Here is a 255-nt window from a genome sequence, read left to right as displayed (position 1 = left end):
ACGCCGGCGAAACCCGTGACTCGAAGGCGTTCAGTCAGGGAGGTGATCGCCAGGCGGGGAATGTTCGAGGCCATCCGGCCGAAGCGGTCACCGAGGGCTTCCCGCGATTCCGGGGCGAGGAACGCCAACGGCTGCGTACCCGAGTAGTAGCGTTCCAGCTCGTCGTATCGGGCGGCAGGGGCGTCGAGACGCTGCAGCAGAGCGGTCAGAGTAGCGGTCATCGGAACGACCTCACTTTCTTACGGGTATGTCTGG

General features: G+C 64.7%; 1 pseudogene. It reads right to left on the bottom strand.

Annotation, left to right across the window (positions count from 1 at the left end):
- Positions 1 to 221 (bottom strand): annotated as a pseudogene (locus AAFO60_RS20940) (phage portal protein); the annotation flags it as partial.
- Between the last annotated feature and the right edge of the window lie 34 nt (positions 222 to 255).

It is taken from the genome of Gordonia aichiensis (assembly GCF_039946255.1).
GTDB lineage: Bacteria > Actinomycetota > Actinomycetes > Mycobacteriales > Mycobacteriaceae > Gordonia > Gordonia aichiensis_A.
The sequence above is the reverse complement of the archived record's forward strand: the minus strand, read 5'-3'. Positions and strand labels throughout refer to the sequence as shown.